General features: G+C 55.2%; 18 protein-coding genes and 2 pseudogenes. 7 read left to right on the forward strand and 13 right to left on the reverse strand.

What is annotated here, in order from left to right; translation table 11 throughout:
- The coding region (locus tag ASF69_RS22955) for a LysR substrate-binding domain-containing protein (RefSeq protein ID WP_244475562.1) at positions 1-224 on the forward strand (224 nt) is incomplete at its 5' end.
- Positions 225-268: 44 nt separating this feature from the next.
- On the opposite strand, the gene ASF69_RS21975 is transcribed toward ASF69_RS22955, so the two are convergent.
- From ASF69_RS21975 to ASF69_RS22010, 8 genes and pseudogenes are all read right to left on the reverse strand, one after another.
- A complete protein-coding gene (locus ASF69_RS21975) occupies positions 269-688 on the reverse strand; it encodes a type II toxin-antitoxin system VapC family toxin (RefSeq protein WP_062590661.1) in 420 nt (139 codons plus the stop codon).
- The gene (locus tag ASF69_RS21980; RefSeq protein WP_062590663.1) at positions 685-939 is read right to left on the reverse strand and encodes a hypothetical protein; all 255 of its coding nucleotides are present in this window, start codon (positions 937-939) and stop codon (positions 685-687) included. Before ASF69_RS21980 ends, ASF69_RS21975 begins: the two co-directional genes overlap by 4 nt.
- Positions 940-1,294: 355 nt before the next feature.
- Positions 1,295-2,209 carry a fructose bisphosphate aldolase gene (locus ASF69_RS21985; RefSeq protein ID WP_062590665.1) on the reverse strand — a complete coding sequence of 305 codons (915 nt, stop codon included), beginning with the start codon at positions 2,207-2,209 and terminating at the stop codon, positions 1,295-1,297.
- Between the two features lie 107 nt (positions 2,210-2,316).
- Positions 2,317-3,132 (reverse strand): GNAT family N-acetyltransferase, encoded by an 816-nt coding sequence (locus tag ASF69_RS21990; protein ID WP_082469831.1) that lies wholly within the window; start codon positions 3,130-3,132, stop codon positions 2,317-2,319.
- Between the two features lie 39 nt (positions 3,133-3,171).
- A pseudogene (locus ASF69_RS21995) lies at positions 3,172-3,634 on the reverse strand (DUF1348 family protein).
- Positions 3,631-4,254: a pyridoxamine 5'-phosphate oxidase family protein gene (locus ASF69_RS22000; protein ID WP_062590667.1), complete on the reverse strand. Its 624-nt coding sequence runs from the start codon at positions 4,252-4,254 to the stop codon at positions 3,631-3,633. Before ASF69_RS22000 ends, ASF69_RS21995 begins: the two are co-directional and overlap by 4 nt.
- An 86-nt stretch (positions 4,255-4,340) precedes the next feature.
- Positions 4,341-5,327, reverse strand: a complete 987-nt coding sequence (locus tag ASF69_RS22005) for an MBL fold metallo-hydrolase (protein ID WP_062590668.1) — start codon at positions 5,325-5,327, stop codon at positions 4,341-4,343.
- 122 nt (positions 5,328-5,449) lie between these two features.
- Positions 5,450-6,169 carry an alpha/beta hydrolase gene (locus ASF69_RS22010; RefSeq protein ID WP_062590670.1) on the reverse strand — a complete coding sequence of 240 codons (720 nt, stop codon included), beginning with the start codon at positions 6,167-6,169 and terminating at the stop codon, positions 5,450-5,452.
- Between the two features lie 324 nt (positions 6,170-6,493).
- On the opposite strand from ASF69_RS22010, the gene ASF69_RS22015 reads away from it, so the two are divergent.
- Positions 6,494-8,386, forward strand: a complete 1,893-nt coding sequence (locus ASF69_RS22015; RefSeq protein ID WP_280136394.1) for a PAS domain S-box protein — start codon at positions 6,494-6,496, stop codon at positions 8,384-8,386.
- Complete coding sequence (locus ASF69_RS22020; RefSeq protein ID WP_062590673.1) at positions 8,383-9,021, forward strand: response regulator; 639 nt, start codon at positions 8,383-8,385, stop codon at positions 9,019-9,021. The genes ASF69_RS22015 and ASF69_RS22020 overlap by 4 nt, the downstream gene beginning before the upstream one ends.
- A 111-nt stretch (positions 9,022-9,132) precedes the next feature.
- Here ASF69_RS22020 and ASF69_RS22025 read toward each other — a convergent pair whose 3' ends face one another.
- The 3 genes from ASF69_RS22025 to ASF69_RS22035 form a co-directional block, all read right to left on the reverse strand.
- On the reverse strand, positions 9,133-10,395 hold the full coding sequence (locus ASF69_RS22025) for a type II toxin-antitoxin system HipA family toxin (RefSeq protein WP_062590675.1): 1,263 nt from the start codon (positions 10,393-10,395) through the stop codon (positions 9,133-9,135).
- Positions 10,392-10,619 (reverse strand): helix-turn-helix domain-containing protein, encoded by a 228-nt coding sequence (locus ASF69_RS22030; RefSeq protein WP_062590678.1) that lies wholly within the window; start codon positions 10,617-10,619, stop codon positions 10,392-10,394. The genes ASF69_RS22025 and ASF69_RS22030 overlap by 4 nt, the downstream gene beginning before the upstream one ends.
- A 149-nt stretch (positions 10,620-10,768) precedes the next feature.
- On the reverse strand, positions 10,769-11,680 hold the full coding sequence (locus tag ASF69_RS22035; protein WP_062590680.1) for an HNH endonuclease: 912 nt from the start codon (positions 11,678-11,680) through the stop codon (positions 10,769-10,771).
- A 159-nt stretch (positions 11,681-11,839) separates the two neighbouring features.
- On the opposite strand from ASF69_RS22035, the gene ASF69_RS22040 reads away from it, so the two are divergent.
- The gene (locus ASF69_RS22040) at positions 11,840-14,188 is read left to right on the forward strand and encodes a hypothetical protein (RefSeq protein WP_062590682.1); all 2,349 of its coding nucleotides are present in this window, start codon (positions 11,840-11,842) and stop codon (positions 14,186-14,188) included.
- A 151-nt stretch (positions 14,189-14,339) separates the two neighbouring features.
- Here ASF69_RS22040 and ASF69_RS22045 read toward each other — a convergent pair whose 3' ends face one another.
- Complete coding sequence (locus tag ASF69_RS22045) at positions 14,340-15,275, reverse strand: LysR family transcriptional regulator (protein ID WP_062590683.1); 936 nt, start codon at positions 15,273-15,275, stop codon at positions 14,340-14,342.
- 107 nt (positions 15,276-15,382) lie between these two features.
- Here ASF69_RS22045 and ASF69_RS22050 point away from each other — a divergent pair, with 107 nt between their 5' ends.
- The 3 genes from ASF69_RS22050 to ASF69_RS22060 all read left to right on the forward strand — a co-directional run bounded on the left by ASF69_RS22050 (position 15,383) and on the right by ASF69_RS22060 (position 18,161).
- Complete coding sequence (locus tag ASF69_RS22050; protein ID WP_113260194.1) at positions 15,383-15,805, forward strand: hypothetical protein; 423 nt, start codon at positions 15,383-15,385, stop codon at positions 15,803-15,805.
- Between the two features lie 43 nt (positions 15,806-15,848).
- Positions 15,849-16,871 carry an alpha/beta hydrolase gene (locus ASF69_RS22055; RefSeq protein WP_062590687.1) on the forward strand — a complete coding sequence of 341 codons (1,023 nt, stop codon included), beginning with the start codon at positions 15,849-15,851 and terminating at the stop codon, positions 16,869-16,871.
- A 480-nt stretch (positions 16,872-17,351) separates the two neighbouring features.
- Complete coding sequence (locus ASF69_RS22060) at positions 17,352-18,161, forward strand: LysR substrate-binding domain-containing protein (protein WP_156462154.1); 810 nt, start codon at positions 17,352-17,354, stop codon at positions 18,159-18,161.
- Here ASF69_RS22060 and ASF69_RS22065 read toward each other — a convergent pair.
- Positions 18,050-18,978, reverse strand: a pseudogene (locus tag ASF69_RS22065) (XdhC family protein). The gene ASF69_RS22060 and the pseudogene ASF69_RS22065 overlap by 112 nt on opposite strands.
- Positions 18,979-19,086: the final 108 nt, after the last annotated feature.

The raw sequence follows: 19,086 nt of genomic DNA on the forward strand, positions 1-19,086 counted from the left end.
ACCAGTCCCGGCTTGTTCTTGCGGCCGCGCTCGACGGTCGCGGCCTTGCGTACGTGACGCGGTGGATGGCGGCTGACGCACTTGCCGACGGGAGACTCCGGCAGGTGCTAGCCGAATGGACGCCGCCCTATCCTGGCCTCTGCCTTTACTATCCGAGACACCGTCACATAGGGGCGGGAATGCGCGCGTTTCTCGACTTTCTGAGATCGCAGCCGTCGAATTAGAACCCTTGTAGAGATATGAACCGGCGACCTGTAATTCTAAAGACTTAGGCCGACCAGGGATTGATGACTACCAATCCGGCTGCTTCGAATGGGCTTGTATCTCGCGTTGCGACCACGAGATGGTTTTCTGCAGCCGTAGCAGCAATGTATCCATCAGCCTTCCCGATCGCCTTTCCAGATGTTCGGCTGCTGGCCATCAGGTCCGCATAGAATTGGGAGGTACCTACATCAAAGGGCAGGATGCGCCCGTCGAAAATTGGTAGAACTTCACCTTCAAGGCGATCGTGGAGAATTGTCTTACGCTTCCCCGATGGCATTGAGGCAATCCCGAAACGTAGTTCGGCAATTGAGATAGCAGAAATGAATAGCGTCTCGATGGCCTGTGCATCCAACCAAGTCAGCACAGCACTATCAGGAGCTGGCTTCCAAGGCTCAGATATTACATTAGTGTCTAGCAAGATCATTCGAAAGTCATCGGTACTGCCGGGGTCCCGTCGCGCTGTTGTTGCAGCGCTTCGACATCATTGTTTGACATTTCGGCGTCACGACCAATGGCCGCGAGAAGCGAGCCGAGCTTCACGCGCCCAGAAGGACGAACAGCGGCTTCGAGAATGTCACGAATTTCGGCCTCGGTACTACGACCGTGGCAAGCTGCTCTCGCGCGTAACGCCCGATGAGTTTCATCAGAGAGGTTTCGTATGGTCACCGCCGCCATTTATTCCATCCTATATATATTTTGGTTGTGATATCATTAGCACATAAATGATAGCACTTTCAAGTCGTACTATGAGCCGGAAATGGGCAATGGCCGCGTTCTTTCGCCTTGGACGGATTCGAACGCTCGGCACGTTCTTTGTCTTTACAATCGTGAATTCGTTCAGCTCCTTGGCCCTATAAGCTGAACTGATTGTACTGCCTGGTAAGCAAACCCGCCGACGTTTACCATATTTGAACTCACTTCTCGCCCTTCTGGTGACGGGCGTTGCATCACGGCAAGATGTCGTGGATGCAACAGTGAAGGGACTCCGCAGTTTGCCTTTGTTTTCAATCGCGCTCTCGGGTGCACCGCATCACGCGCTCTCGCCTGTCTGCTTACTAGCTACATATATCTCTCCGATGTTTTTCGAGAGTTTGCGGTTGAATTCGGCGTCTGGCATGGAAACACGTAAATTCTCAACCAGAGCTCGCGAGAAGCTTCCAATCACCCTGGGGTTCTCTTTGAGTTTCTCGCAGGCGACCTTTAGTCTGTAGCCTCCGGACAAGGCAAAAACTCGAGCAACTCTGGGATGCTCTACAAGTCCTGCGTAGAGATCCGGCTGATTTGGCAGGATAAGCTTCAATATGACCTGCGTTCCATGCGCAAGCTCCGAAAGATTCCTCAGGATTTCCTTGACCAAAGTGGTTTCGGCCATTGCCTTATCCGGGCTCCTGACGAGAACCTCAGGCTCGATAATCGGGATCAATCCGTTCTTTAGGATAGTCGATGCCACCTCAAATTGCTGCGCGACAGCGGCAGAAATCCCATTTTCAGACGCTGAATTTATAACCGAGCGCATTTTTGTCCCAAGGACGCCTTTCTCTAATGCGCGCTCGAGCAAATTGCTGAGATTTGGTATGGGCTTCATCAACTGAACGCCGTCGTGGTCGGCTTCTCGACCGCTGTCGACCTTGAGAAAGGAGAAGATTCCGCGATCTTCCCAAAGGTATGCCGGTATTGATTTTGTGCCGATGGAATGATCCATAGTTTGCTCGAATAAGATGGTGCCAATCACTCTCTCGCTCGAAAATCCGGGTGCAGTCATTATCCTCATGCGCATTTCATGGATAAGCTTCAACATCTCCGCGTCACCCTGATAGGCGGTATCGGATATGCCGTATGAGCGTAAGGCGTCTGGGGTGGACCCTCCGCTTTGATCTAGTGCCGCAATGATTCCCGATGCTGAAGTCAGCCGGGCGGCCATTTCTATGCGGGTTTCCGTATTCATTCGTACTTCCCTTCTTTAGATCATTCAGAGATTTCGAGGAGTGACTCAAGCGAGGAGGGATCCTACGTCCTTCCACCAGGGCTCACCCGCGGGGGCAGATCGCTATCTCACAACTTAAAGTTCTTGCGGTGATACGCGTGCCGGAAGCCTACTTTCCTAAGGTTATCAAAAGAAATATTGGGTTCTCCGACTGCAGGTGCCAATGTCTCGACGGCAAATGTCGACACGTTGTTGCCGAGCCCATGTTCGATACGACTTTTGATGAGCGCCTTTTGAATACCGCGATTTCGAAATTCTGGAAGTGTGGTGCCGCCGCCTAGCCATGCGTAGGTTCCAGACTGGTACATGGTGGCAGTGCCGACGGGATTTTCACCATCCAAGGCGAAAAAACACGACCAGCCTACCTTTCCGACGATCGCTGACCACAACCTCGTCAGGGTCGATGGAAAGTTAAAGCCTTTGCACACCATCGTCCCAAAGAGCACGGCTTCCTCGACATGAACGAGTCGCGTTCGGATCGAGTTGGGCTCCGAAAGGTTCGCTGATGGGCCGTCGTAGACAAGCTTCGCCCAGCCGACACCATATTCAAGCAGACCCTTGGCGAGGATCCAGTCTTTAGTTCCGGCTGGAGCGCGGTCCATATTTACCTGAAGAAACCGGTTTCCGCTCTTCCCGTTCATCCACCCATAGGCTTCCTCAAGATCGTTCACAGAGTTTAGCCCGAGTACACGGTTCAGACCCATGGCTGGCGCGCTTGGCAGCCATATTGCGCATCCACCGTTGATGGGCAGGCATTCAAAATGCTCTTCAGATTTGAGCGTTGCCGGTGAGACATTGTAAAGATCCACGAAGGCTTTGACCTCGATAGCCTCTTCGTCTGTCGGAGATGAACGTTGTGAAAAGTGCGAATTCAAAATGACCATGTGGCTGTCTTCGACTGATGGAAATGGAAACGAGGCCGATCAGAAACCAAATTCGCTGAGCCCCGGGTGATCGTCGGACCAACGACCGAGCGGCCAGTGAAAGCGACGGTCTTCAACGCGGATGGGCAGGTCGTTAATGCAGGCATATCAGGCCACTATCGTTGAACTCCCAGTTCTCGTTGCCGAAAGAGCGGAACCAATTGCCGATGTCGTCATGCCACTCATACGCAAACCTGACGGCAATCCTGTCGCCGCCGAACGTCCACAGCTCCTTGATCAGACGGTAGTCGAGCTCCCGCCGCCACTTTCCTGCAAGGAGAGCGATGAAAGCCTCCCGGCAACTAACGAACTCGGCGCGGTTACGCCACTGACTATCAGCCGCGTACGCCAACGCAACCTTGCCCGGGTCCCGGCTGTTCCGGCCATCTTCGGCAAGCCGCACCGTGTCGGCAGTAGTCTGCGATTTAAACGGTGGTAGAGGCGGTCTTTGAGCGTTGGTCATTCGGATTTACCTTCTAATCTTGCCCGCAACGCTGCATTTTCAGCTTCGAGCTGTTGCAGCTTCTGACGTAGTGGCGCGACTGCTTGCTCAACTTGCTGTTCGGTGTAGCGGGGGATGATGTGCTGGGGGCAGTTCCAGTCGTATGCTTCGAGCCGAAGCTTGAATATCCGCTCTGCACGCCCCCTATACGTCGGATCGGATACGAGGTCCGTTAGCGATGGATTGGCGTCGAGCGTCAGCCGCTCGACGTGTGCATAGACTTTGAGCCGGGTCCGTCGGACATAGTCCATGAGAAACAGACAGGCGCGGTCGTTGGCTGCGAAATTCCCTGCGCTGATGTATTGGCGGTTCCCGCGATAGTCGGCAAATGCCATTGTTTGGGGATCAACGACCTTGAGGAAACCGGTTTTCCCTCCGCGATGTTGAACATATGGCCAACCGGTCTCTGACACAGATGCGATATAGAAGCTGTCGCGCGTGGCGATGAAAGCGATCTCGTTCTCCGTCAAAGTATCCGATGGCCGATCGTTCTCGCCCAGCCATATCTGGTCCACCCCCATATCCGCCTGCGCGGCTCGGACGCTTGGCGTGACGGCGACTTCCAGAAAGTGGTACGGCATACCTCGTCTCCATACTTGAGTAGGCCCGCATCAGCGAACAATGCTGGCCTTGATCTATCGCAGCTACCTAAATCCCGGCTACAGCATCAGTCTTGCAAAGCCCAGTCGGCGACTTCCCAGCGCATTTGACCACGATCGGACACCACACGACCAAGACCTGGGAACGGCATGTGTGTCGCAGCAATCAGGGCGCCCTCCGAGGCGGCTTGTGGGAAGAAGCGATCGCGCATTGCTTTCGCAGCAGCTTGATCCTGTTCGAACAGGAAGAAGACGTCTGTTGCAGCAGGATGGACGACCGGGAAAATCATGTCGGATACCATGATCAGGCTCTTGCCGCCGCCCTCGATTCGAACTCCTATATGGCCAGGTGTATGGCCGGTTAGGTCGACAATCGAAACCCCGGGAACGATTTCACGCTCTCCGTCAATCGATTGCAGCTTCGGATAGAGACGCACCACCTCTTCCGCCATCTTGAAGCTGGGCTGTAGGAAATCAGGCGCGCCATTGCTCTTGGCCCGGTCAGTCCAGTGCTTGACGTCGCGACGGTCTACATAGACCTCGGCATTCGGATAATTCTCCTTACCGCCGAGAACCAGACCGCCCATATGGTCCTGGTGCATATGCGTCACGATAACCGCATCGATATCGCTTGGCTTCAGACCGAGCGTGGCCAGCGCCTGCGGGAGATGTCCGGTTTCCCCGATAGAACCTGCAGCGCCGGCATCGATCAGGATGCGTTGCTTACCGTCTTCAACGAGGTATTGATTGAACAGAAAACGAACCCCGCCGGATCTGCCCGTAAATTGGGCGTTTGCGGCCTTTTCCACCTCGGGAGCCGAGCGTCCCGGGAAGTAGTTGTAGGGCATATCAGCATAGCCATCCGTCAGGGCAGTTACCGTGAAACGGCCGATATGTATCTGTGCAAACGGCGTTGTTACGACCGGTGTCCCAGTAGCTTTGGATGTAGCAGCCTGGGCGGTCAAGTCGCCGAGCAGGCTTCCGCCGAAAAGAGTTCCTCCAACGAGACCAAGAGGCAGAGCGCTCGCAAAAGCGCGGCGTGACAGCTGAGGCATGCCACTCTCCTCAAGTTTAGTCAGTGATATTTGTGATGTCCGTGAGCGTTTCGGCATAAGAAAGTTGCGCATAGTATTCCCCCAGTCGGTGATTGATGTTGGACAGCAGCTGACGCTCAGCATCAGTTAGACTGGTTTTGCTTAGCTGCGGTTCTGATGAGCGCTGCGACTTCTTCAGGCTGGGACAGCATTACTGCATGGCTGCTGCTGACCTCTACGACCATGGCTCCTGCGCGTTCGGCCATCGCTGCCTGCGCTTGAGCGGGTATCATTCGATCTTGCGTTGCGAGGAGGTAAAAAGATGGCTTGGATTTCCATGCCGCAGAGGTGATATTGCCCTGGACGGCTTCAAGGCCCCACGGCCTTTGGGCGTCAGCCATAAACTTCGCTTCGGCGGGATCTATGTCTGCCGAGAATGCGTCAACAAACTTCCGTGGATCAATTTTGATGAAGCCATCCTTCGGCGGAAGGAGTGGGGCTTTCTCCGCACCAGGAACCTCTTGCGAGGCCAAGTCGAATACGGATTCCCCTGTATCCGGAACGAAAGCTGCCAGATAAACGAGACCCCGAACCTTTTCGTCGGTCCCGGCTTCCGTGATCACGGCACCACCGTACGAATGCCCGACGAGCACAACAGGGTGGGCAGCTTCTGCGATAATGCCTTTTGTGCGCTCTACATCTTGGCCAAACGTGACTGCAGAATTTTGCACGACAAGAACTTCATATCCGTCTCGCGACAGCATCTCGTAAACTTTCCGCCATCCGGAAGCGTCGACAAATGCCCCATGGACGAGCACAACGGACATTGGTTCGGATGAAAGGTTGTTAGGCTTCAGAGTCATTACGCGAGCTCCAAGGTGGCCACCATTTGACTGCACTGCCCGTGATAAGCTGAACAACGTCAAACTCTGTGACGGACATAGCATTGCCATCGGTGAGTGTGCTGTTGCACTGCCAAGGCAGCGATAGCCCCACTCGATTAATTGATTAACTGATCGGTAGGTTTAGGCCTGATGAGGCCAACCCTCAATTGAGACATTGGTCCGCTCCGACTAGACCAAGGGACTGCGGAAATAGACCTTAGTCGATAAATCTCAGCTAACGTAAACGCGCGTACCGGAGTATTCTCAAACACATGCTAACGTTACGAGCATCCGGGGATCGAATTGGAACACCATATAAATACTGACGAGATCATTGACATGATCCCGGCGATGGCTTGGTCCACGACAGCTGACGGAATGCTGGACTTCGCCAATCAGCACTTTTTGGAATATGTCGGCTTGCCGCTTTCGGACATCGCCGGCGAAAACTTTTACCGCCTTTTCCACCCCGAAGACCTCGAACGACTGGGCACTGAGTGGCGGAACATTATGACCTCGAGAACGGCCAAGGAAGTCGAGGGACGGCTCAGACGCGCGGATGGGGATTTTAGATGGTGTAGTCTCCGGCAAAAGCCACGACACGATTCAGAAGGAAAGGTCGTCAGATGGTATGGCGTGGTTCTCGATATCGAGGACCGCAAACAAGCCGAGGATGCGCTCAAGGAGACCAAAGCCGCGCTCGCAGCAAGCGAGCACAATCTCCGGCTTATTATCGACTCACTTCCTGTCCTCGTATGGTCAGCGCGACCTGATGGCAGCGCGGACTTTGTCAACAAAAGCTGGTTGGATTATGCCGGGCTAACGCCTGAGCGCATCCTGGATTGGGGCTTCCTGGATCTGTACCACCCCGATGACATCCCCGAAATGGTCGAGATCTGGAAGAGAGACCTTGAGAATTCGGACCATACTCAGTTGAAGGGACGCATCCGGGGGGGAGATGGAAAGTACCGTTGGTTTTACTTTTCCGGCCGCAAGCTCACAGACGCAAACGGTGTAGTCCGCTGGTTTGGTGTCAACATCGATATCGATAATTTGCAATGTGCAGAGACCGCCCTACGCAAAAGTGAAGCCGCCCTCAGGGAAAGCGAGCACAAGCTCAGCCTCATCATAAATACCATCCCTGCCATGGCCTGGTCTTGCACGCCCGACGGACAGCTGGAGTACTGGAACAAGAACCTTATTGATTTTGTCGGCCTTCCCTTTCAGGAAATCGTCGGATTGGGCTTCTATCGCATGTTTCATCCAGAAGATGTCGAACGCATGCGTCTCAGTTGGGACGAGGTCGTTGCGACAAAGCAGCCTAAACCGGTCGACGCGCGCATCAGAAGGTTCGACGGCGAGTACCGGTGGTTTAATCTTCGGCAAAATCCACTGCTTGATGCGCAGGGCGAGGTCGTTCGGTGGTACGGCGTCGTGGTCGATATCGAGGACCGCAAACGAGCAGAGGAGTCCCTTCGTCAAAGCCAAAGCGACCTTGCTCACGTGACGCGTCTGACGACGATTGGGGAGTTGGCAGTCTCGATCGCACATGAAGTCAATCAACCGCTTATGGCCATCGTCACCAATGCTGGAACTTGCGTTCGCTGGCTTCAGCCTGGTCAGACAGATCTGGAACAGGCCCGGTTCGCCGCGGAGCGGGTTGTGCGTGATGGGCACCGTGCAGGCGACATCGTTTCCAGCATCCGTGCCATGGCTCAGAGGTCTCAGGTACGTATGGAAAGAACAGACATCAACCAAGCACTTCGTGATGTGCTGTTTCTTTTGGAGGGCGAGCTGCAGTCCAGGGGCCTCCAAACCGTCACAAATCTCCCACCTGATCCGTACTACTTCATTGGTGACCCCACCCAGGTGCAACAGGTCCTTCTAAATCTTATAATGAATAGCGCCGAGGCTAGCTCTAGCGATGGAGAGGGAACTATTTACGTTGGGTGTTCGCAAAACGCGAATAGTGAAATCGAGGTCACCGTGTCCGACACGGGAAAAGGTATCCCTCCTGAATTGGTCGACCGGGTATTTGATGCATTCTACACGACAAAACCAGACGGGATCGGCATGGGACTCACGATTTGCTGCTCCATCGTTGAAGCGCACGGCGGACGTATCTGGGCCGCTACCAATCAGCCGCGAGGCACGTCGTTCAGCTTCACTCTACCACTTCAAGGAACCAACCGTTGATCGAAGAGAAAAAGAACAGGCGTCCAACAGTTATCGTCATCGACGATGACGAAAGCGTCCGCGAGGCACTCAAAGGTCTCTTCGAATCTGTAGGACTTATCGCTGAAACACATGGATCCGTTAAGGAATTTGTAGCCGCCGACGATCCCGAAAAGGCTGGCTGTATTGTGTTAGATATTCGTCTTCCAGGCCAAAGCGGGCTGGAGTTTCAGGAAGCGTTGGCTCAAAGCGACCTGCCCAGGTCTGTCGTGTTGATAAGCGCTCACGTTGATGTGGCAATGGCTGTGCGTGCAATGAAAGCTGGTGCTATCGACGTGCTGACCAAACCTGTTCGTGAACAGGATTTGCTTGAAGCTGTAAACCGCGCGATCGCGAATGATGCAATCCGCAGGCTGGAAAGAACGACAAAGGCAACCATCCAAACCAGCTACACGTCGCTAACCGAACGCGAGCGCCAAATAATGGCATTGGTCATAGCTGGAAAGCTTAATAAGCAAATCGCGGCAGAGCTACAGCTTGCCGAACCCACCGTGAAGCTCCATCGAGGCCATATGATGCAAAAGATGAAGGCTACCTCTGTCGCTCATCTGGTTAAAATGGCTGAAGGTCTGAAGGGCTGTCGAGGTCTCAGCTAACAGTGAATATAAGGAAAGCTGCAGTTTGTCTTATACGCTCTTGAAGGGATACGAACCGCCGGCCCGTTGGTCGAAGGACAAAGCGCTAGATATCCGCGACCATTCAAACACTTAAGATACCTGCTGCGTGACTCTCTGCAATGAACCAGCCCGGCTTGAGATGACCTTGCGAATTCCGCTCAGGATGGGATGATTGATCCCCTCGTCTGCCAACTCTGCAAGAAGGATATCAGCCTCGCTCACAATCCTTTCCGCCATTTGGGCAAGGTCGCGAACAAGGATGCGCTGAGAAGATTTGGTTTCGGGCACAAGTGTCGCCCAATGCTTCAGCTGGATCGTGTCGGGCACATCGCGGCCGCCAATCTTCATGGCGAGCCTCTTTGACAAGCGAGGATAAACGGCCGTGCAAACGACATCGTAGATCGGTGCCAGATCCGGTTCATCGGAGCCATAAAGCAGGGCGTAGTTCTTGCCGTGGGCATCGGCGTTGCCGACGAGATAATGGAAGATCAGCATGCGGATGAATTGCAACCGATCCGCGACAGGTCTAGCGCAGGCCTGGTCGATCAGCCCGAGAGCATGTCCTGTCCCCGGTCCGCCCTCGGCCTCATACTTCAGCTCCGGCGGGACGCTAAGGGCCTGGCAAAAGTCTTCCTGGTGTAAGCGCTCAATGATACCGTCTGCAGCTTTCGTCCGATCATAACGCTCAACCAGGAGAAAGGCAGTCGCCCGGGCTAGGCGTATCTCGACATGGGGTACCGGCAGCTTGAGGCGAGCCGCCAGCCGCATACAAAAATACTCGTTCTCCACCGTGCCTTCCAAAGCCTGGATGACTGGTTTCAAGATATGGGTCGTTGGTCTGCCGTCTTTTGCCAAGGCAATGGAATCTCCATCGACAATGACCGCCAGTTTATCCTGCGCGCCGGCGAGCGATAGGCGAATGCCCTCGTCTCCGCCAAGCAAAGGCCGGGTCCGCAGCCTGCTGAGAATTTCATCCAGGCGTTCCGAAGTGAGAATTTCGGCTTGGGACTGGCCGGGAGGTTCGGGCACCGTGCCGGTCGGATAGAGTGACAAGGCACCTGCGCATTCGCCCCCGATAACTTCCAGTAGTCCGAAGGCATTGCCTGCCGAAAGGCCGAGCGCCCCAGCGAGGCGTTGCCGCGCGCCTTCGTCAGGCAAGAGACCGGAGAAAAACGGGCGCACCACCTGATCACCGAAGGCTTCTTCCTGCAGGGGCATCGAGAACGAGATCGCACGCGATCGTTGGTCCAGGAGATACGCGCCATCGTAGGCAAAAGTCAGCAGGCCGTCGTCAAGCCGGCCGAGTACGCCCGCCTTGGTGTCGCGAAAATAGACGTCCAATACCCGGGTCATGATCGCGGGCCCTGGCGACGCCCGACCGAAACAAGAAGGCCAAGACCGGCCAAGACTTGCATCGCACGGCCAATCTGGCAGCTCTCTTTGCCGGCCTCGAGTTCACGCAGAAAACGTACCCCCACACCAATCACCCCGGCGAGTTGCTCCTGGGTTAACCCTTGCTGTTTGCGCTCCTGACGGATTAGCATGCCGAGGCTTTTCGTATCTTTGATCTTTTCCATAATCACCCCTATCGGGATGATTATATCATCAGATGGTGCAAAAGGAAGACAAAAGAACCGATCGGGATGATTTTAGGATTACTGGCGCCAACTGACTGAAATAGAACCGATCGGGATGAATCCACATCACCGCAGGACTACCCAAATGTTTACTGCTTGAAACAGTTCTCACGGTGCCATCTCAGGAACTGGGGATGTGGCCTCTCGAAAACCCTGCTAGGCACGATCGCCTTCCCGGTCTTGTTGAGGAGTCCTTGAATGCTGTCAGGATCATTCGCCTGACGCGATATCAGGATATCAAGATCGTCCGAAAGGCCAATCAGACCGCGGTCAAACATCCAGTGTGCGGTGCCCGAAAGAGCAATTCCGTTGGAAAGAATGTCAGGCCCGCTCGCTTCCACCGGCCGGATATGTGCGGCGTCGACCTCTGCCCGGCCACCACCGTTGATGAGCTTCAATCCCGTGATGGCGCATCGTTTGTCATAAGCGTGAAGAACGAGGCGGCGAAACAGCCGATTTCGAACGATCCGCGACGAGAGTTGCGTAACCCGGTCGCGCTCCTGCTCGAACATGAACGGCGCTTGAGCTTCATCTGCAAATCCATCGACCGCATGCGTCACCCCCGGCTCATCCAGCCGAGGCAGTTCAGGCTCATGCTCGTCTATGCCAATAGATACGATGCGGTTGAAATCTGCTGCGGATATCGGCCGGACTGCGGCCTGTGCTCTGCCCGAAATGCGGCCCTCTTCATTCAGCACGCCTCGCTCTATGACACCGTCTGGTCCGCTGAACGGAACGGGATTGATGAAGTCGAGACAGCTGCCTTGTTCGATCAGCGCCAGATACATGCCGGGGGCCTTCGGATCAGGAATAACCCGTTCAACCTTGGCGACAGCAAAATAGCCGCGGGTCGCTGCGACTTTCCGAGGCTCGTAGTAGACGATCCAGTCACCTACACAGGCCTGGACACGACCGAGATACTGACCCGGGAACTGGTATTGTTCAGCCGGGCTATCGTCGTAAATCGAATCTGACCGGTGAATGAAAACCCCGAATCCCATCTGCAACCTTTAGCATGAGGCTCATGATGCTTCATTTGAAATCTGGGAACCTGAGCCTAGCCCCAAAAGCTCGCCGCTGCGGCAATACCATTTGTTAAACGTCCACTCCTATTCCCGCCCGCCCTCGACACCGGTATTCGAGAGATATGGAATAAGAGCATGGCAACACACGATCTTTCAATTCATCACTTTCAACGAAAAATCTCGGATTTCTGCGAGGTGCGCATCGCGCCAATCGCCTCACAGCGAGTTCTGGAAAGCATTCGGCCCTATCTCGTTGGTCTTGTCATCCACCGCCGGCCACCACCGATCGTTAGTGGCCGTATGGATTGGACGGCCATTGGCGAGGCATGCGGGATCGAAAACCAATTGACAGCCGATTTGAAGAAGGCGCTCCGTCCGGGACTGGACGCGATTATCCGCTGGCTCGGAGAACCGCCTGCCGCCGATGACATACAGTCGACGAAAACACGCACGAAATCGCGCAATACCGTTCGGCGCAAGGTGGAAACTGCGACGCGTTTCAGACCGCGACAGATCCTCTCCGACAAGACCCCGGCTACCTCTTCGTCAGTGCAGAGGGGACCACAACCGAAACCAATTAGTCCATTCCCTGAGCCATTGTTCGAGGCGACCGATGATCCGGCGAGCTTTAACGATGCGCTCGTTTATCACATGCGCCGGTTCGGCGAGAGCTACTGGCAACTCTACCGCGCCGTCGTTCGCCTGGGCGAGACGTTCGATGACAAGACTTTGCTGTCGTGGGTTCAGGGCGAGCGCGTGCCGCGATCTTTGACGAGCTTCGAGATCCTGTCCCGTATAGAGCGGCGCTACCGACTGGGACAGGGGTATTTCAAAGGGAAGCTGCCGCACCAATCCCGCTCCCTATACGGCCATGATATGGGCGACATCAGCGCTGCGGAGCGGCGACGACTTGCATGGCATCTTCCGGATAATTTCAGCAGCTTGCCGTTCTCCAAGCGGGAGGAAATCATCGAATGGGTGCGCCGGTTCATCATCTCGGGCTCAACCGACTATCGTCGCTACCAGGCGGCGGCAATCAAACAGCGTTATGCAATTCGGTTTCCAGGCATCACCTATGGCGTAGGCACCCTGTCTCCACGACCACAAATAAACCCGGACAGCACGAGTCACAATCCCGAGGCCTTTGAAGATCCTGATCTCCTGTCCGGCGTCGTCGATGCGCCGCCGCGGTTGGCTATGGAGATGGCCGATCTGATCCGCTTCAAGACATCGACGCTGACCGCAATCGGCTTCCAACGAAATGGAGTTTGGGGAGAGGAAACCGCATCCCAGAAGGTCGAGCATCTCGGCCTCATGTTCGGTGCCCTCGCTGCCTCACCCGCCAGCGTCGTCAAAGGGCGCGGTGTGCCGCTCCGCCAACTAACCTTTGGCCTGTTGATCTTCCCGGGCGTCTGGGACTGGTACCTCCAATGGCGGGAGCAGCGCCGCGGCTTCTACACCAAGTGGGAAGAAGACATGCTGATGGTGGCGCAAGCTCTCACGCGGGCGGAGGCGGGCTGGATCCGCCAGCATCCGGAGCTCCTGAAGAAGGTTCAGCCAATCGAAGGGCTGATCGCGCCGGAGGAGATAGAATTTGCGAGGCGTGACTGGCACGGCGCCTGCGATGCGTTCCACCGGCACGCTGCCAATCGCTCGAAGGAAATCCAGCGTGTCATGCGCGTGCATCGCGATCCGTTCGAGCCGATCATGGTGATCCTTGAGGCAGACAGCCCATTGTCGGAGTACCGCAAGATTACAGATGAAATCCTAAAGCGCATGCCGGATGAAGATCGCTATCCTCGAGCAGCAGCCGAAGCGGTCCGCTCTTTCCTTTTGCTTCGCCTGGGTCTTCATCTTGGGCTTCGACAAAAGAACCTTCGCCAGCTTCGTTTGTGCCCGCGTGGGCATTTTCCGACATCAGAGCGGCGGCTGGAGGATATGAAATGCGGTGAATTGCGCTGGAGCGATCGGGAAAACGGATGGGAGGTCCTCATCCCATCAATCGCCTTCAAGAACTCAGGCTCATCATTCTTCGGACAAAAGCCGTTTCGCCTGATCCTGCCGGATTTGCTCGACCTCTACAAATATCTTGAGGCCTATATCGATTGCCATCGCGGTGTGCTGCTCGGTTCAGCGAAAGATCCCGGCACCTTTTTCGTCAAGACGGTGAAGACGACCAGTCTGGACGCGGCATACGATTCCACCAAATTCTATGAAGCATGGCGGACAGTGATCCAACGCTACGGCATCTACAATCCCTATACCGGCCGCGGAGCCATCAAGGGCCTGCTGCCGCACGGACCGCATAATCTTCGGGATATTCTGGCAACCCATATCCTAAAGCAGACCGGGTCATACGAGCAGGCGAGTTATGCCATCCAGGACACACCGGATGTCGTTCAGCAACACTACGGTCGCTTCCTGCCGCAGGACAAAGCGGCACTTGCGGCGAAAATCCTCAATCAGGTTTGGGAAGCTGCATAGCCACTCGGATGAATGGCTGATCCACATCGCCCATGCAGATGCAAACCAAGCCCCGCATCTGCATGGGCCCTGCCGGTCGTCTCTGCCTTGAATGGAATCGAACCGCCGACCTGTACCCTTACGCTTTAAGCCATTTAAAATGTTTATGATGTCATGAGTAATCCCAGCTCTTCGCCCGCAGAGCTAGCAAGTCGATCAGATCTCGTGTTCTCTGCGGTACCTGCTTGCGGTCCAATTGTACTGCGTAGACAGGCGTCTCCGGTAAACGCCAATCTTTCAAAACCTCAACTGCGCGACCCGAACTGATGTCCTTAGAGCCACACCAAGCCGGCAACCAGCTCACCCCAAGCCCTCTTAGCGTCATAGCCCAGGCGACGGTCATGTCCTCAACCACAAACCGGTTTCGCGGAACCATCCTTGTCACAGCGCCTGTTCCGGAATTGTCGCAAAACAGCCACGGTGACAGTTGCCCGTTTGACGCATCGCGATATCCGATCTGATGGTGACTTTCGAGATCGGCAGGTGATTTAGGCCTGCCCATGAACTCGAGATATTTTGGTGTTGCAGCAATAATATATGGAAACGCCCCCAAGCGCTTTGCGATCAGCCCCGGCTGTCCAGAGAGGTCTCCAAAGCGGATGGCAACATCAATCCCCTCTGCGGCAAGGTCTAGACCAGTATCATCAACCTTGATCTCAAGTTCAAGGTTCGGGTTCGCCTTCAATATAGCTGGAAGCATGGGTGCGATGCAGGCTCTTAAAAATGGTCCGGGAGCGGCAAGCCGGACCCGTCCTGCAGAGCTGCCTGCTGCGGTTTCTCCGATGTATGCCTCAAGTCGTTCGGCCTGCCTTAACAGGTTGCGCGCACCATCGAGTAGCTTTTCGCCGTCGTGCGTCAGCGAGATGGAATGGGTTGTTCGATGCAGCAGCTTTACGCCGTGAAGCGCCTCAAACCTGCTTACGGCTTTCGACATTGCGGACGTAGACGTCCCGGCACGCCTTGCCGCCTCCGCGAATGATCCCGCATCTACAATCCGGACGAACTGTAAAAGGTTCAGAAGGCTGCTTTGTGCGCTTGGTATTGCCATGGTGGCATTATAGCAATGACATTTCCATTACTACAATGCCTTGCAATATCGCGATATCTCGAAGGCCACCGGGCAAAAGGATTATGTCTCAAAAAGGAGTTATCGTCATGACTGCGACCGACAATCTGCTAGCAATACTTGACAGGGCAGAAAGCCAACTTCCCGCAGCCGAGCCAATCTTTATGCTCAATCTGCTGCGCTACAGGAACGAAGCGATTTATGAAAGCGACGAGACATATGCACCGTGTACCGGCCGGGAAGCTTATTTCACACGCTACATACCTGCCTTCGCCAATGCCACGGAGGGATATGGAATTGAGCCATTCTGGATCGGAAAGGTCGGCAGCCTGCTTGTCGCGCCGGCCGACGAGCTTTGGGACGATATTGCACTCATTCGATACCCGGACTTCGCGACATTCAGACACATGGTGGACAGCAAAGAATATCATCGTGACGCTGAGCCTCATCGGCTCGCGGCATTGGCGGACTGGCGACTGGTTGCATTGACGCGGATGCCCAACCCGCACTGATCGGCGATTCTTACCGCCGCCCCAATGAAGTGGAGATTAGCCAATGCAAGACCCTAAAAGCTTCCGGACGAGCTCTCATATAACCGCGCGACATCGCACAGCCTGGATCGAATCGGGTCCGGTCGATGGCCCATTGATCTTTTTCCTCCACGGCTGGCCGGAACTCGGAGTAATCTGGCATCGGCAGCTCGAACATTTTGCGCGCCTTGGCTGGCGCACGGTCGCGCCCGACATGCGTGGCTATGGCCGCTCGTCCGTGCCGACAGATATCTGCAGCTACACGATACGAGAGATCGTCATCGACATGGTCGAGCTTCATGATAATCTCGGTGGAGCGCCAGCCATATGGGTAGGACACGATTGGGGCGCGCCGATTGCATGGAGCATGGCGAGCCATCACGAGTACCGCTGCCGCGGCGTCGTCGGTCTCTCTGTCCCATACATGGCACGAGGTCATGCATTTGCCAATCTTGTCAGTCTCGTCGACCGTGACATTTATCCGCGGGCTCGTTATCCGGTCGGGCAATGGGACTACTGGCTGTTCTACCGTGAGCAGTTTGGCAAAGCAGCTGCGCAAATGGACGCAGACGTCGCCCGGACCCTTTCGGCGCTGTATAAACCATCACGGAAGGAGGCTTTCGGAAAGCCCGCGATCACTGCCGACGTCCGCTCCAGGGGCGGCTGGTTCTCAGAGCCGCTTCCGCCTCCCGATCCGTCGTCGTCGATCCTGACAGATTACGAATTTTCGGCTTTTGTTTCCGCGTTCACTGCCACCGGATTTTCCGGTGCGAATGCCTGGTATATGAATGACACGGCAAATATGATTTTCGCCGACGAGGCACCACACTTCGGACGAATTTCGCTGCCCGCGCTGTTCCTTCACGGTGAGTGGGACGCTGTCTGTCAGACCGTAAGCGGCCATTTTGCTGATCCGATGAGAAGCGACTGCGCTGATCTGACTGAGGAAATCATCAAGGCGGGACACATGCTAATGGTTGAGCAGCCAGAAGCCGTGAGTGGCGCCATCGAACGTTGGTTATCAGCGAACCGTCTCTTTCACCAATAATCTCATACCTGCGTGCCATCCTACAGTCGCATGGCAAGAGATTAGGCATTGTTTCTGGTATTCCGGGTGACAATGGACAGGTTACCATATAAATTTTGTTGTCGTCCCGATCTCCGAAGACAATGGAACATCGCCGATGCCCGACTGACATCTTCGTAGACTTGAAGGTAACATTACTTGCGAGCGTCAACGGCGGTTTTTGAAAAAGAGTAACGGGATGTACTCACGGCGTAGCGACGTATGTTGCGACCATTGGGGCCGTGCAAATGGCCTGGAGTTGAACGGAGTCAGACATCTAATTGACTTCAACGTCCCATCGAATGGTGCAAATTTATTCCCCTTTTGCAAAAATCTGTATTTGCTCCTCGCTGACGAGGTATAGATGAAAATACCTCCAACTGCCTGCCGGGTTCCCTGTGGATCAAATTCTCGCCATACGTCAGGGTCGCAGAAGCTGGCTCCTTCGCCAAGGCTGCTGATATGATGAACTTGCCCCGGTCCTCCGTCAGCAAGCTAGTAAAGGATCTTGAGGCGCATCTGGGGACAAAGCTGGTGGAGCGCACCACGCGGTCTGTCACAATTACCACCGAGGGCGTCTCCTATCATGAGCGAGCGCTGAAGCTCCTTGCCGACCTCGGAGACATGGACGGCACTGTTAGCGGCTCACGGAGCGCGCCCAAGGGAAAGCTGCGCGTGGACATCGGCTCCGTACTGGCAAATCAGATCCTCATTCCTGCGCTCTCAGACTTCCAGCACCAATACCCGGACATCGAGCTCATGCTCGGCATCAGCGATCGCGCTGCCGATCTCATCAGTGAGGGAATCGATTGCGTCATCCGCGGTGGAGCGCTGATTGACTCTTCTATGAAGGCGCGCAAGCTGTGCGAACTGGATTACGTCATATGTGCATCGCCTGCCTATCTGGAGGGACTGCGATTACCGGAACAGCCGGAAGATATACGGGCTCATCGGATCGTCAGCTACTTCTCCGCGTCATCTGGAAAGAGGTTTCCTCTGCAGTCCCACCGCGGCGATGAGCGGAGCGGTTATCTTCCGATCTCCATCGGCATTTCGGTCAACGAGAGCACCGCACACCTAAACGCGCTGCTATCGGGACTGGGGATCGGCCAGAGCTTCGGCTTCCTCGCAAGACCTCATTTCGAGAGCGGCGCACTACGTTATCCGAAAATCGTAAGACGAGTTGCCGCGATATCGGCCAGAATGGACAGCGAAAGTGAGATAGAATCACGCGTGGGACCAAAGATGCCGATGGGTGCTTTGATTCTTTGAATGTCCCCCGGTCCAAAACCTCGCCCCGTCAGATAATCGACCCGCCTTTTATGCGTGCGACTGCTCCCGAGTGCTCCGATATAAAAAGCCTCGGAATGAAGGGCCTGCTCAAGCACAGGCGCCTCGGCGTCGAGGTCGTGATGGACGAGGACGACTGCTGTAAAGCGGTCTATAATTTCTTTATTTCTTGCGGCGTCTGCAGAACAGACGAGTTGAACGACATCATAGGAAGAAGCTTCTGCCAGTCGAGCAACCGCTTGAGACTCGCCCGTTTGACCGAAAACGACGACCCGGGTCCGCGGGCGATAAGCGGTCGAGAACTCATCTGTAATCCACCCGGACCGTTCAACCTCTTCTGTTAGTCGAAGTGCTTGAGCACGCGGCGAGTAGCACAGGGAACGGGAGTCCTGCCTTCAATACGGTTCAGGAGAGTGTGCAGAGTGCGCCGGTCCCGTAAAAGATGGATAGCGACCGTGATTCCGCCTCCACACGGCAAAACAATATCCAGGAACGGCGAACCATCCCCGAATTTGACCACACGATCACGCCCCTCGGCTATAGCGAGTAAGGCTTCAGCTGCGATCGCCGATTCTACGCACCCGCCAGATACGTAACCATAGAAGCGTCCGTCAGCCGTCACCACAAGGTTAGAGCCGAGACTTCTCGCTGCGCCGCCGCGAATTTCGACAAGCGTAGCGAGCGCCACAGGTCCCACAGTCGATGCCTCGATGGCGAAAAGTAGGAGTTTCTGAGGATCGTCGGTTGTCGACGCCCGCATGGGAGCTTGCTGCAAGGCAGAATCAGGCATTTCCAACATTCCAAATCTCCTCCGGAAAAATGGCCGTTACCACAAATGACATCAGGCGGGTCGTGGCAAGGGATAAACAAACAAACGCGGCATCATGGAATCAAGCTCTAAAATGTC

Source organism: Rhizobium sp. Leaf311 (assembly GCF_001423445.1).
Lineage (GTDB): Bacteria > Pseudomonadota > Alphaproteobacteria > Rhizobiales > Rhizobiaceae > Agrobacterium.